We start from the raw sequence: 13,210 nt of genomic DNA on the forward strand, positions 1-13,210 counted from the left end.
CGTTGCCGGGCGGCTACCCCAACCTGCTCGGGGATGACGAGGTCGCACAGATCGCACACGCCTACGGCCCGAACACCGAGCGGCTGCTGGCGGTGAAACGCCGTTTCGATCCCGACCACGTCTTCCGCGCGATCCCCCTGCCGGTCAGCTCCTGAACCCGGGAACGGCCCGTATACGAACCGAGGTAACCGAATGCGAAACATGATGACGCGCTGCGCCGTGATCACCGGATTGCTGGGAGCCGCAACAGTTTTGACCGCCCCTCAGGCCATGGCCACGGGTGCCCGTACGAACGCCGAATCCGTCAGCAGCACAGTCCCCGAGCCACTTGGCAGGCTGGGCCCGCTGACGGACGTCGTCATCGAGCGTATACGGGTGAGTGACGACGTAGCGGCGTCGAAGTTCGGCACCGACTCACCCATCGAAGACCCCGTGCGCGAGGAACAGGTACTGCAGCAGGTCCGGAGGCAGGCCGACGCGGCCGGGGTGGACCCGGACGCGGCGGTGGCGTTCTTCCGGGACCAGATCACCGCGAGCAAGGTCGTACAGAAGGGATTGTTCGCTCGCTGGACCGCTCACCCGGAGGAGGCGCCCACGACGCGCCCCGACCTTGGCCAGATCCGCGAGCAGCTCGACCAACTGACCACGGACCTGCTTCAAGAGCTCAAGAACACCGAGGAATTGCGGGACAAGCCCGTCGCCTGCACGGTGCAGCTGGCGTTGGCCACCGGGTCGGGGGCGGTGCGGGAACGGCTGGACACGCTCCATCGCCAGGCGCTCAGGGTGGCGACACAGTCGGTGTGCCGCTCCAATGAGCCGACCGGACAACGCTGAGCACTTCCCGAGCAACCCCTAGCTAATCGGTGGCGGCATAAACCTGCAGGAGCCTCTCGACTCCGTGCAGGAAGGTCTCGCAGATCAGCGCCGGGTCGAACAGGCAGCCGGCGGCCATGGCGCCGTCGCGCATCATCACGAAGTGGCGGGCGGCGGGCTCGGCACCGGGCTCGCGGATCTTCGCCAGCAGTTCCGTGACGGTCTCCAGGAACCATTGGCGGTGGCCGAGCACGGTCTTGTGCACCGGGGACTCAGGATCGGGATACTCGGCGGCGGCGTTGAGGAAGGCGCATCCCCGGAAGCCGGGCGACTGGATGCCTTGGGCGATGGACTCGCCGAGGGCCCGAATGGTGTCGGTGGGCGGCAGCCCGGCGGCGACGACCTCGTCCGCCTGACCCCGCATGGCTCGGTCGACCTCGTTCAGGTAGGCGAGGACAAGGTCTTCCTTGCCGGGGAAGTGCCGGTAGAGGGTGGCCCGCGTCACCTTCGCCTCGGCGACGATGCGATCGATGCCGACGGAGTGGATGCCCTCCGCGTAGAAGAGCCGGGTGGCCGTGTTGAGCAGCCGGGACCGCGCTTCGGACGGCCGGCCTTCGGATGGAGTGGGCATACCACGATCCTAACGGATAGAACGTTCGGTCTTGACAATCCGCGCAGCAGGTCGCCATGCTTTCCCAAGAAAGAACGTTCGGTCTAGCTACGTCCTGAACCGCTCCCCCCATCACTGATCCCTGAAAGGATCATCATGAGCACCATCGCTGCTTCACCCGCTGTTTCCGGGACCGCGTCCGCACTGCGGCGGCTGTACTTCGTCCGGTTCGCGTTCGCCATCGTCTGGGCCCTCGTGATGTTCACGACCGCCTCGAACCTGGGTCCGCTCGCGGTCACTCTGCTCGTGCTCTACCCGCTGTTCGACGTGGCCGCCGCCATCGTCGACGCCCGCGCGTCGCGCACCACCGGCTCACCTGTCCTGCTGTACGTGAACATCGCGGTCAGTCTGATCACCGCCATCGGCGTGGCCGTCGCCTGCGCGTCCGGCATCCCGGCGGTGCTGCGCGTGTGGGGCGCCTGGGCGGTCGTGGCCGGGGCGGTCCAGCTGATCGTGGGTGTCACCCGCCGCAAGATGGGCGGCCAGTGGCCGATGATCCTCAGCGGCGGCATCTCCGTACTCGCCGGCGCGTCGTTCATCATCGGCGCCGCCGCGGAGAACCCGACGCTGATCAACGCGGCCGGCTACGCCATCCCCGGCGGCATCTTCTTCCTCATCTCGGCCCTCCGTCTCGGCCGCGCCGCGAAGGGAAACTGACATGGACAGCGTCACCTACGACGTCGTCATCATCGGGGCGGGCCCGGTCGGGGAGAACGTCGCCGACCGGGTGGTGCAGGGCGGCCTGAGCGCCGCCGTCGTCGAGCGCGAACTCGTCGGCGGTGAGTGCTCCTACTGGGCCTGCATGCCGACCAAGGCGTTGCTGCGCAGCTCGGCGGCCTTACGGGCGGCGCGTCAGGTGCCGGGAGCGCGCGAGGCGGTGACCGGTGGTCTCGACGCGGCCGCGGTGCTGGCCCGCCGGGATTCCTTCGCCTCGCATTGGAAGGACGACGGTCAGGTCGGCTGGCTCGATTCGGCCGGGATCGCTCTGCACCGTGGTCAGGGCCGGATCGTGTCCGCGGGCGTGGTCGAGGTGACCGGCGACGACGGCGTCCCGGTCACGTTGACCGCCCGGCATGCGGTGGTCATCGCGACGGGAAGCGGCGCGCTGCTGCCGGACGTTCCCGGTTTGCGCGAGGCCGCGCCCTGGACCAGCCGGGAGGCGGCTGCCGCGAGCGCGGTCCCCGGCCGGCTCGCGATCATCGGCGGTGGCGTGGTGGCTGCGGAGATGGCCACCGCCTTCGCCGCCCTGGGGTCCTCGGTGACGATGCTGGCCCGTGACGGTGTGCTGCCGCTGGCCGAGCCGTTCGCCGGCGAGCGGGTCACCGAGTCGTTGCGGGAGGCCGGTGTGTCGGTACGCCTCGGCGCGGCGGCCGCATCGGTGCACCGGGACGAGGCCGGAACGGTGCACATCACGACGACCGACGGCGAGCAGGTCGAGGCCGACGAGGTTCTGGTGGCGATCGGCAGGACACTGAACACCCAGGACATCGGTCTCGACGCCGTCGGCCTGACGCCGGGCGCCTGGCTCACGGTGGACGACACGCTGCGCGTGGTCGGGGAGAACGGGACGCCGATCGGCGACGGATGGCTGTACGCCGCCGGGGACGTCAACCGGCGAGTGCTGCTGACCCACCAGGGCAAATACCAGGCGCGCGCGGTCGGCGACGTCATCGTGGCGCGGGCGAAGGGCGAAGCGGTCGAGGACGGCCGCTGGGGCCGGCACGTCGCCACGGCCGACGAGCGCGCCGTGCCCCAGGTGGTCTTCACCGAACCGGAGATCGCGTCGGTGGGGCTGACCGCGGCCGCGGCCGAGGCCTCCGGGGTACGAATCCGCGTCGTCGATCACGACCTGGGCGCCGTCGCCGGATCCACCCTGCACGCCGACGGATACCGGGGTCACGCCCGCATGGTCGTCGACGAGGACCGGAAGGTGATCGTCGGCTTCACGCTCGCCGGCCCGGACGTCGCAGAACTGCTGCACGCCGCGACGATCGCGATCGTCGGCGAGGTCCCGCTGGACCGGCTGTGGCACGCGATTCCGGCGTACCCCACGGTCAGCGAAGTCTGGCTGCGACTGCTGGAGGCGTACGGCCGCTGACCGTCTGGAGCCAGGAACGTGCATGCCCACCCGCCACTTCCAGCCCTCGCGGTGCCGCAGGGCACGCCGTAGGTGTCAGTCGGCCGAAGTGGTCTTCTGGTATCGCCGGTAAGTGGCCGTGTCCCGACCGGTCACTTGTCTCTAAATTGTGAGGTCGCAGCCGCTTTCCCGCCCACCGGTCCAACTCGTCGCGTCCAGCCGAGGGGCGGCCGTCCTCTGCCTGACCGCCTCGTACCACCAAGGGGAGTCTCTTGATCGATATCGGCACGCTTCTCCCGAGCGAGCGGGACGCGTGGGAAAGCCTGTTCCGCGCGTACATCCACTTCTACCAGCGGGTCGAGCCGGACGAGATGTACGAGCGGGCGTGGCTGGAGTTCCAGGCGGACACCCGGCTGCACGCCCTCGGGGCGAGACTGGACGGGCGACTCGTCGGCATCACGCACTTCCTCACCCACGGGAACACGTCCGCGCCCGACACCGACGTCTGCTACCTGCAGGATCTCTTCACCGCGTCGGACGTTCGCGGTAAGGGTGTGGGGCGGGCGCTGATCCAGGCCGTCGCGGCCTGGGCTCGGGACAGGGGCTGCTCCCGCGTGTACTGGAACACGCATGAGTCGAACAGCACGGCGCGGCTTCTGTACGACAAAGTCGGCGAGAATCGCGGCTTCATCCGGTATCAGATCGAACTGACGTAGTCGGGTGCGGGACCTGTGTGGTGCCTGCACCTTCCTCTGGCCGTCGACGGCGCGCGTGCTGCAATGGTGACATGTCTCTGGACGAGCTTCGTGATCTGCTGGAACGGCATGCGCGTCGCGGCTTGGCCACTGCCATCGACGGCGTCCGGGTGTGCAAGGTCGACCACGCCGTCCCGCCGGAGTCCTCGATGTCCGGCACGGTGCTGGCGATCATCGCTCAGGGCTGCAAGCGCCTGGCGCTGGGCGACCGCGTCTACGAGTACGGCGCCGGCCAATACCTCGTCGCCTCGGTCGACCTCCCGGTAACGGGGCATTTCGTCGAGACCGCCCGCCCCTCGGTCGGTTTCGCGATGACCCTGGAGCCGGCCGTCATCGCGGAGCTGCTGCTGCAGACCGGACCGGAGGAGCCGCCGCGGTCCACCGGCGCCGCACCGCCGGGCATCGCGGTCAGTGACGCCCCGGACGAGTTGCTCGACGCTGTCGTACGGCTGCTGCGCCTGCTCGACCGGCCAGAGGACCAGAAGGCGCTCGTCCCGCTGGTCAAGCGCGAGATCCTCTGGCGGTTGATGACCGGGGAACAGGGTGACGCCGTCCGCCAGCTCGGCCTCGCGGACAGCAGCCTGAGCCACATCGAACGTGCTGTGCGCTGGATCCGGGAGAACTACACCCAGCCGTTCCGGGTCGAGGAGCTGGCACAGCTCTCAGGGATGAGCGTCTCCGCCTTCCACCGGAACTTCCACGTGGTGACGGCGATGAGCCCGATCCAGTTCCAGAAGCAGATCCGGCTGCAGGCGGCACGGTTGCTGCTCGCGAACCATCCGAACGACGTCACCGGCGTCGGTCAGCGTGTCGGGTACGACAACCCGTCCCAGTTCAGCCGGGAGTACCGGCGCCAGTTCGGTGCTCCACCCAGCGTCGACGCGGCGCGCCTGCGGGGCCGAGCCGGTCCCGCTCCGGCGGCGCTGCCCTGAGCGAAGAGGATTGTGCAACCACGCGAAAGGATCGTGAAGGCCAGGCGCTCGCCGCCTTGCTTGCATGGAGGCACCGGAACGAGCCACTGATTCCGGGACAGTCACCACCAAGCAGGAGGCCGGCAATGAACGGCGACATGCCCCTCGACGACGAGCGGCAGACCGCACTGTGACTCCGGACGCAGCCATCGCCCGCGCCCTCGCCATCGGGCCGGACTCCTCCGCGGCCGAGCGCACGATCGACATCACGACCCGGGGCGCCCGAAGCGGCCTGCCGCGTCGTATCGAGATCTGGTTCCACCGCGTGGACGGTCGCTGGTACCTGACCGGCATGCCCACGCCCCGCAGCTGGTACGCGAACCTGCGGGCCGATCCGCGGTTCGTCGTGCATCTCAAGCACGGGGTCCAGGCCGACCTGCCCGCGACCGCGGCGCCAGTGGACGAACCGACCCGGCGGCGAGTGATCACCGCGGTTCTCGACCTGCAGAACCGGCCCGAGATCGCGGCGCGGGTCGGCCGCCGTCAGAGCCTCGACGAGTGGCTCGCGCACAGCCCGCTGGTCGAGATCGTGTTCGACGACGAGCGGCTGCGGACGCGGCCGGCGTCCGCATAGTGCCGCACCTCACCACAGGGCGCAACGCCACCATGCCGAACGCTCCACGAACGATTCCGAGGGGGGAATCATGAAATACCGCACGCTGGGCCGGACCGGAATTCAGGTCAGCCCGTACTGCCTGGGCACCATGATGTTCGGGGCCATGGGCAACCCCGACCACGACGACTCGATCCGGATCATCCACAGGGCGCTGGACGCGGGGATCAACTTCGTCGACACCGCCGACGTGTACTCCGCCGGCGAATCCGAGGTGATCGTCGGCAAGGCGCTCAAGGGCCGCCGCGACGACGTCGTGCTGGCCGGCAAGGTGCACTATCCGATGGGCGACGATCCGAACCACCGGGGCAACTCACGGCGCTGGATCATGACCGCCGTCGAGAACTCCCTGCGCCGCCTGCAGACCGATCACCTCGACCTCTACCAGATCCACCGTCCCGACCCGACGGTCGACGTGGAGGAGACACTGTCAGCCCTGTCCGACCTGATCCACAGCGGCAAGGTACGAGCGATCGGCACGTCGACCTTCCCCGCCTCGGAGATCGTCGAGGCCCAGTGGGTGGCCGAGCGGCGCGGATTGGAGCGATTCCGGACCGAGCAGCCGCCGTACTCCATCGTCAACCGGAGCATCGAACAAGAGGTGCTGCCGGTCGCTCAGCGCTACGGGATGGGCATCCTGGTCTGGAGCCCGCTCGGCCAGGGCCTGCTCACCGGCCGCCACCGCAAGGGCCGGCAGACCGACAGCCACCGGTCCGGCTACACGCCGCAGTACTTCAGCGACGAGCGCAAGCTCGAGGTGGTCGAACAACTCATCCCACTCGCTGAGAAGGCCGGACTGCCGATGACCCACCTAGCGATGGCGTTCACGATCTCCCACCCGGGCGTCACCTCGGCGATCATCGGCCCGCGCACCATGGAACAGCTCGACGACCTGCTCGCCGGTGCCGACGTCACCCTGGACGACGACATCCTCGACCGGATCGACGAGATCGCCCCGCCCGGCACCGACGCCGGCCTCAACCAGGCGGCCTACGTCCCGCCGGCCGTCTCGACCGTGAGCCTGCGCCGCCGCCCGGCCGCCAAACGCTCCGCCGCCTGACGAACCGGTACGTTCCAACCTCGCACCGCACCCTCGGCGCCACCGGATGCGTCTGACGGCGGTTACCGCCGCCAGACGCATCCTGGTGTTCAGCGTGCGGACGGCCGAAGGTCCGCACCCTGTCGATCGCCGCAAGAACGGGCCGAAATTCCACCTCATCACCGAACGAACCGGGTCTTCCCCTCGCTGTCGCGATCAGCGCCGCCAACACCACGTCCGGGGCGCCTGGCCTCCAGGTGCCCGACGGCGATGAGTTTCGCCGTGGCTGCCAGTCGGTATCGACACACCGCACTCGAGGAGACCATCATGACCGCTACCTACACCTTCGACGTCTTCTGCAGCCTCGACGGCTACGGCTCCTACAACAGCAGCGGCGACTGGGGCGGTTACTGGGGCAAGCAAGGTCCCGAGTTCCTCGACCGCCGCCTCGCCTTGTACGGCGAGGAGCAGCGAATGGTCCTCGGGGCCAACACCTTTCGGCAATTCGTACAGGTGCTGGGCCCGAGCACCGAGGAGTCCGAGGTGAGCGACCCGGTGAACACCCGGATGAGGAACCTGCCGACAACGGTGGTGTCGACGACACTCGAAGGACCCCTCAACTGGCCGAACGCGACCCTCGTGAGCGGTGACGCCGTCGATGTCGTCGCCCGGCTCAAGGAGGAGTCCGAGGTGCCGTTGCGCTCGCACGGCAGCCTGTCGATGAACCGGGCGCTGATGGCCGGCGGCCTGGTCGACCGAATCCAGGTGACGATCTTCCCCGTGATCACCGGTCAGACCGGGGTGGACCCGATCTTCGCGGGTGCGGCCGACTTCGACCTCGAGCTGATCGAGAGCCGGACGCTCGACGGCAACATCCAAGAGCTCACCTACCGGCCCACCCTGCACGTCTGAGTCCGTCCAGGCACCCCCACCCCGTCAAGCAGCCGAAAGCTCCCGCTGACCCGGTCACGCGACCGGCCCGGGGTCGCTTGCCCGGTCGACGCCCTTGTGGACCCGTACCGTGCGGTCGATGAGCTCGCGCAGCGCGCTCTCGTCGACGTCGTCGAGCCCTTTCAGGTAGAGGCACCCCTTCCCGGTCTTGTGCGGACCGAGCCGGGCGAGCACTGGTGCGTACCGCTCCTCGAACCCACCCACCAGGTAGACGACGAGATGCTGCTTGCGTGGCGAGAAGCCCGCCAAGGGCCAGTCACCCGTGCGCCCACTCGCATAGGTGTAGCGGTAGCTGCCGAAGCCGACGATGCTCGGCCCCCACATCACCGCAGGTTCGCCGGTCACCTCGGCCAGAATCGCGCGGAGGCGCTCCGCGTCGGCCCGTCGGCGTTCGCCCGGGACCGCGGCCAGGAAGTCTTCCACGCTGGCGTCGGTCGGGACCGTCACCGGCTGGTTCGAGCTCGCCATGAAGGCATGCTCCCACGCCGGTACGACAAATCCTGGTGGGAAGCAGAGGAGAACCGGGCCGCGATCATTCCCGCCCCCTGAAGTGCGCGAACCACCGATCGGCTGATCGGGTGGGACGTTCCCGCCAGATGCCGTGTCTCCCTGCCCTGCCGGTCGATGGCGACCACCCGGTACGGCTCGGTGCTCTCGTCGAGCACCAGCACGTCATCCTCGCCGTACCAGCCGTAGATCACGCGGGCGGACGCCGACTAGCGTTCCAGGGGCCGGCCCGTCGCGCTGTCCCAGGCGCACAGCCTGGCCGGCTCGTCGCGTCATGGACAGTTGGGAGACCGAACAAGCATTGGCAGGTGCTGTCCTGGTGGCTTACCACCTTGCGGCTCAGCGTGAGCGTCCGTTCGAGGCTGATGAAGACCTTGATCTGATACGGCTCGAGGTTACGGAAGAGTTGAGGCGTCTCGCTGAGAAGGTCGTACGGCGGGCGCTGGTCCCGCAGGACAACGAGTGGTACCAGTGTGGACCCTCTCGGAGGGGATAGACGAGGCGAAGGCTGAACTCGAGCCTTACCTGCGTGCCCTCACCCTTTAGCAGCGAGTCGCCGACTCCACGGGCCGCGACCATCCGATCGGGCACAGCCACGGCCGACGGCCTACGACAGGCGTAGGAGCGGCCGACGCGGGATTCCAACAAGTGACCGATGACCTGTTGGCCGCCCGGTCATAGGCTCAGCCGGACCACCGCCGGCCGGCAGCAGCCTGCCCGCGGTGTGAGACCCGGACGAGGAGTGCCAACCGGTTGGCGAGAAGGGCGGGACGTGCGGTCCTCGGGCCCCACCGCGATACCGCGGTTCATCGGGCGGTTCGTGCTTCCGGCGCTGTTCGCGGCGCTCTTCGCCGCCCCGCTGTGGTTCATGGTGGTCGGCTCGCTCCGGCCCGCCGGCTGGCCCCCGCCCCGCACCCTGGAGCTGCTTCCACCCGAGCCGTCCGTGGCCGCGTACGCCCGGCTGCCGGAGCTGATCCCGCTCTTCCGCTACCTGGCGAACTCCGCGATGGTCGTCGCGGTCGCCGTACCGGTGACGGTCGTCGTCGCCTCGCTGACCGGTTTCGGGCTGCGGCTGCTCACGCCGGCGGCCCGGCGGCGGGCGGTCCTCGGCCTGCTGGCGGTGCTGCTCGTGCCGGTCACCGCCGTGTGGGCCACCCGCTTCGAGCTGTTCCGGTTGGCCGGCGTGGTCGACACGTACGTCCCGCTGCTGGCCCCGGCGCTGCTCGCCGGCAGTCCCTTCCTGGTGCTGCTGTACACGTGGGCCTTCGGCGGCGTGCCGGACAGCCAACTCGGGGCCGCCCGGTTGGAGGGGGCCAGGTGGCTCACGATCTGGCGTCGGGTGGCCCTGCCGCAGGTGCGCCCGGCGACCCTGGCGGTGGCCGTGCTCGCCTTCACGTTCCACTGGTCCAGCCTGATCGACCCGCTGCTGTACCTGCACAGCGGCGACCGTTACACGTACCCCCTGGGTCTGCAGTTCCTGCGACTGCTGAACCCGACCGACTGGCCGCTGCTGATGGCCGGCTGCGTCGTGGCGACCGTGCCATGCGTGGTGGTGTTCCTGCTGGCCCAACGGATCCTGCTGAACGACGATCCGCTGGCCGCTCTGAGATCTGGAGGTCGTAGGTGAGCCGATTCCGACGGTACGTCGCCCTGGTCACCGCCGCGCTGCTGCTCGGCGTCGCCGGCTGCGGCGGCGGGAACCGCACGGAGGACCAGGACGGGATCACTGTCGTGCTCTTCGGCGACGCCGAGGAGATCGCCGGCTACCGCAGCCTGGTCGACGCGTTCACCGACGCCCACCCCGACGTGGCGGTCACGCTCTCCCCCGTCGCCGGCCAGGACGAGCTGATGGCCCGGCTGACGACCTCGTTCGCCGGCGGGCAGCCACCTGACGTGTTCCTGCTGAACTACCGCCGCTACGGCCAGTTCGCCGCCCAGCAGGCCATCGAGCCGGTGCAGTCCTACCTCGACCGCAGCACGGCGCTCGAAGAGAGTGACTTCAGCCCGCGGGCGTTGGACGCCTTCCGGTTCGACGGGAAGGCCCTGACCTGCCTGCCGCAGAACATGTCCTCGCTGGTCGTCTACTACAACGCCGACCTCTTCACGGCCAAGGGCGTGCCGCTGCCGAAGGCCGGCTGGACCTGGGACGACTTCCTCTCCGCCGCCCGCGCCCTGACCGGCGACGGGAAGTACGGCGCCGGCGTCGAGCCGTCGATCGCGCGGCTCGCGCCGTTCGTCTGGTCCAACCGCGGCGAGTTCATCGACGATCCGACCCGACCGACCGCCCTCACCCTCACCGGCGACCCGGCCACCCGCACGGCCGTCGACTGGTTCCTCGACCTGCAACTGAAGCACCACGTCGTGCCCCCGGACGCCGAGGAGCAGAGCGAGTCGAGCGAGGCCCGGTTCCTGCGCGGCACGCTCGGGATGTATCTCAACAGCCGGGTGGCCGTCCCCACGCTGCGCACCATCAACGGCTTCACCTGGGACGCGGCACCGCTGCCGGTGGCCCCGGGCGGCGTGCCCGCGTCGATCCTGCACAGCGACGCGTACTGCATGAGCGCCGGCCTGCCCGACCACGACGACGCCTGGCGGTTCATCGAGTTCGCGATGGGCGAGCAGGGCCAGCGGATCCTCGCCGGCTCGGGGCGCACCGTGCCGTCGCGGCTCGACGTGGCCAACTCCCCCGCGTTCCTCGACCCGGCCAAGCCCCCGAAGTCGTCGCAGGTCTATCTCGACGCCGAGCCGCACCTGCGGGCCACCCCCCGCACCGGCACCTGGTCGCGAGTGGAGCGTGAGACGGACGCCCTGCTCGAGGAGGTCTTCTACGGCCGGGTCGGCCGCGAGGAGGGGCTGCGGAACCTGGAGGAGAAGATCCGCCCGCTCTTCACCCTGCCGGTGGGCGCGGATGAGTGACCGCGGCGCCATCCGGCTCGAGTCGCTGACCAGGTCGTACGGGCGGGTCGTCGCCCTCGACGACGTCGACCTCGAGGTGCGGGCCGGCGAGATGATGACCCTGGTCGGCCCGTCCGGCTCGGGAAAGTCGACGATCCTGCGGCTGATCGCCGGGCTGGACCGGCCGGACCAGGGCCGGATCGTCGTCGACGGGCAGGACGTGGTGCGGGTGCCGCCGCACCGGCGGGCCGTGGCGATGGTCTTCCAGGACTACGCGCTCTACCCCCACCTCACCGTCCTGGGCAACCTGCTGTTCGGGCTACGCGTACGGCGGGTCAAGCGCGCCGAGGCCGAGCGGCGGGCCCGGGCGGCCGCCGACCGGCTGGGGATCGCGGACCTGCTCGACCGCTACCCCGACCAGACCTCCGGCGGGCAGCGCCAGCGGATCGCCCTGGCCCGTGCGCTGCTGCGCGAGCCGACCGTCTACCTGCTCGACGAGCCGCTGGCCAGCCTGGACGCGCCGCTGCGCTTCGCCACCCGCGCTGACCTGCTCGCCCTGCACCGGGAACTCGGCACCACGACCATCCACGTCACCCACGACCAGGCGGAGGCGATGACCCTCGGCGACCGGGTCGCCGTCCTCGACCGCGGCCGGGTCCGCCAGATCGGGCCACCGCAGCAGGTGTACGACGAACCGGCGGACACCTTCGTGGCCGGCTTCCTGGGCAGCCCGCCGATGAACCTGGTGCCCGGCGGCGGCGTGCTCGGCGGCGCCGCCGGCCTGATCCTCGGGGTGCGGCCGGAAGACCTGGCGCTCGACACCGACGGGCCGGTCGAGGCCACGGTCGAGGCGGCGGAGGCGCTAGGCAGTGAGACCATCCTGCTGACCCGCTGCCCGGACGGCACCCGGTTGACGGTCCGCACCGGCCCGCGACCCGGCGTCCGGCCCGGCGAGGGTGTGCGGCTGCGACCCGACCCCGGCCGCCTGCACCGGTTCGACGCGGAAACCGGACGGCGGAGGTGACGTCCGGCCGGGCCCGCCCGCCGCTGACCGCATGGGCGTTCCTCGCCCCGTACGCGGTCGCGGTCGGGCTGCTGATCGTGCTGCCGGCCCTGCTCAACCTCGGCTACGCGTTCACCGACCACACCGGGCTGACCCGCGACCCCCAGTTCGTCGGCCTGGCCAACGTGCGCCGGATGCTCTCCGACGGCTTCCTGCTCGACAGCGTGCAGGCGTCGGCGATCCACGTGGCGCTGGCCGTACCGCTGCGGCTGCTGGCCGCCGTCGGGCTCGGTCTGCTGCTCGCCGCGCCGCGACCGGGCGGGCGTTGGTTCCGGGTCGCGGTGTACCTGCCGACGGTCGTGCCCGACGTGGCCCTCGCGGTGCTCTTCCTGTGGGTGCTCAATCCGCTGTACGGCCCGCTCAACCAACTGCTCGGGCTCTTCGGCCACCCCGGCTTCACCTGGCTCTCCGATCCCGGCACCGCACGGGTAGGGGTGGCGCTGATGCTGGTCTTCCCGATCGGGGAGGGCTTCCTGGTCGTCCTCGCCGCCCGGCGCCTGCTGGACGGCCGGCTCTACGAGGCGGCGGCCCTGGAGGGCTGCGGCCCGTTCGGCCAGCTGCGCCGGCTCACCCTGCCGATGCTCGCACCCGTGCTCCTGCTGCTCGCCGTCCGCGACACGATCCTGACGCTGCAGGTCAACTTCGTGCCCGCGTACGTCCTCACCGACGGCCGGCCCGCCAACGCCACCCTCTACCTGCCGGTCTACATCTTCGACCAGGCCTTCGAGTTCTCCAGTTTCGCCTATGGCGCGCTGATCACCAGCGTCCTCATGGTGGTCACCACGGTCGTCATCACCGCCCTGCTGCTCGTCGTACGGCGCTGGCGCGTGCTGCGCTGAGCGTGCGATGCTGCGGC

At 70.0% G+C, this 13,210-nt stretch carries 15 protein-coding genes; 13 read left to right on the forward strand and 2 right to left on the reverse strand.

The window, feature by feature from the left end; translation table 11 throughout:
* Positions 1–2 precede the first annotated feature (2 nt).
* Positions 3–155 (forward strand): BBE domain-containing protein, encoded by a 153-nt coding sequence (locus C1J01_RS53765; RefSeq protein WP_220039996.1) that lies wholly within the window; start codon positions 3–5, stop codon positions 153–155.
* A 37-nt stretch (positions 156–192) separates the two neighbouring features.
* A complete protein-coding gene (locus C1J01_RS19570) occupies positions 193–834 on the forward strand; it encodes a chorismate mutase (RefSeq protein WP_181448857.1) in 642 nt (213 codons plus the stop codon).
* Positions 835–856: 22 nt separating this feature from the next.
* Here C1J01_RS19570 and C1J01_RS19575 read toward each other — a convergent pair whose 3' ends face one another.
* A complete protein-coding gene (locus C1J01_RS19575) occupies positions 857–1,444 on the reverse strand; it encodes a TetR/AcrR family transcriptional regulator (protein WP_111180424.1) in 588 nt (195 codons plus the stop codon).
* A gap of 135 nt (positions 1,445–1,579) precedes the next feature.
* Here C1J01_RS19575 and C1J01_RS19580 point away from each other — a divergent pair, with 135 nt between their 5' ends.
* The 7 genes from C1J01_RS19580 to C1J01_RS19610 all read left to right on the forward strand — a co-directional run bounded on the left by C1J01_RS19580 (position 1,580) and on the right by C1J01_RS19610 (position 7,850).
* Complete coding sequence (locus tag C1J01_RS19580; RefSeq protein ID WP_111180425.1) at positions 1,580–2,140, forward strand: hypothetical protein; 561 nt, start codon at positions 1,580–1,582, stop codon at positions 2,138–2,140.
* Position 2,141: 1 nt separating this feature from the next.
* Positions 2,142–3,581, forward strand: coding sequence for a dihydrolipoyl dehydrogenase family protein (locus C1J01_RS19585; protein ID WP_111180426.1), 1,440 nt, complete (start codon positions 2,142–2,144; stop codon positions 3,579–3,581).
* A gap of 251 nt (positions 3,582–3,832) precedes the next feature.
* On the forward strand, positions 3,833–4,276 hold the full coding sequence (locus tag C1J01_RS19590; protein WP_111180427.1) for a GNAT family N-acetyltransferase: 444 nt from the start codon (positions 3,833–3,835) through the stop codon (positions 4,274–4,276).
* A 122-nt stretch (positions 4,277–4,398) separates the two neighbouring features.
* Entirely contained in the window at positions 4,399–5,247 is an 849-nt protein-coding gene (locus tag C1J01_RS19595) for an AraC family transcriptional regulator (RefSeq protein ID WP_235854540.1), read from the forward strand.
* Positions 5,248–5,416: 169 nt separating this feature from the next.
* Positions 5,417–5,860, forward strand: coding sequence for a nitroreductase/quinone reductase family protein (locus tag C1J01_RS19600; protein ID WP_220039992.1), 444 nt, complete (start codon positions 5,417–5,419; stop codon positions 5,858–5,860).
* A gap of 70 nt (positions 5,861–5,930) precedes the next feature.
* Positions 5,931–6,959 carry an aldo/keto reductase gene (locus C1J01_RS19605; protein ID WP_111180430.1) on the forward strand — a complete coding sequence of 343 codons (1,029 nt, stop codon included), beginning with the start codon at positions 5,931–5,933 and terminating at the stop codon, positions 6,957–6,959.
* Positions 6,960–7,265: 306 nt separating this feature from the next.
* Positions 7,266–7,850 carry a dihydrofolate reductase family protein gene (locus tag C1J01_RS19610; protein ID WP_111180431.1) on the forward strand — a complete coding sequence of 195 codons (585 nt, stop codon included), beginning with the start codon at positions 7,266–7,268 and terminating at the stop codon, positions 7,848–7,850.
* Positions 7,851–7,904: 54 nt separating this feature from the next.
* Here the strand turns inward: C1J01_RS19610 and C1J01_RS19615 are convergent, their stop codons facing one another.
* Positions 7,905–8,357: a DUF1801 domain-containing protein gene (locus C1J01_RS19615; protein ID WP_111180432.1), complete on the reverse strand. Its 453-nt coding sequence runs from the start codon at positions 8,355–8,357 to the stop codon at positions 7,905–7,907.
* Positions 8,358–9,168: 811 nt separating this feature from the next.
* On the opposite strand from C1J01_RS19615, the gene C1J01_RS19625 reads away from it, so the two are divergent.
* Genes C1J01_RS19625 through C1J01_RS19640 form a run of 4 tightly spaced genes read left to right on the forward strand, consistent with a single transcriptional unit; the run spans position 9,169 to position 13,193 of the window.
* Positions 9,169–10,023 carry an ABC transporter permease family protein gene (locus C1J01_RS19625; protein ID WP_181448858.1) on the forward strand — a complete coding sequence of 285 codons (855 nt, stop codon included), beginning with the start codon at positions 9,169–9,171 and terminating at the stop codon, positions 10,021–10,023.
* Complete coding sequence (locus tag C1J01_RS19630) at positions 10,020–11,312, forward strand: ABC transporter substrate-binding protein (RefSeq protein ID WP_111180435.1); 1,293 nt, start codon at positions 10,020–10,022, stop codon at positions 11,310–11,312. The genes C1J01_RS19625 and C1J01_RS19630 overlap by 4 nt, the downstream gene beginning before the upstream one ends.
* Complete coding sequence (locus C1J01_RS19635; RefSeq protein ID WP_111180436.1) at positions 11,305–12,315, forward strand: ABC transporter ATP-binding protein; 1,011 nt, start codon at positions 11,305–11,307, stop codon at positions 12,313–12,315. Before C1J01_RS19630 ends, C1J01_RS19635 begins: the two co-directional genes overlap by 8 nt.
* The gene (locus tag C1J01_RS19640; RefSeq protein WP_111180437.1) at positions 12,312–13,193 is read left to right on the forward strand and encodes a carbohydrate ABC transporter permease; all 882 of its coding nucleotides are present in this window, start codon (positions 12,312–12,314) and stop codon (positions 13,191–13,193) included. Before C1J01_RS19635 ends, C1J01_RS19640 begins: the two co-directional genes overlap by 4 nt.
* Positions 13,194–13,210 lie beyond the last annotated feature (17 nt).

It is taken from the genome of Nonomuraea aridisoli, from assembly GCF_003236395.1.
GTDB classification, from domain to species: Bacteria; Actinomycetota; Actinomycetes; order Streptosporangiales; family Streptosporangiaceae; genus Nonomuraea; species Nonomuraea aridisoli.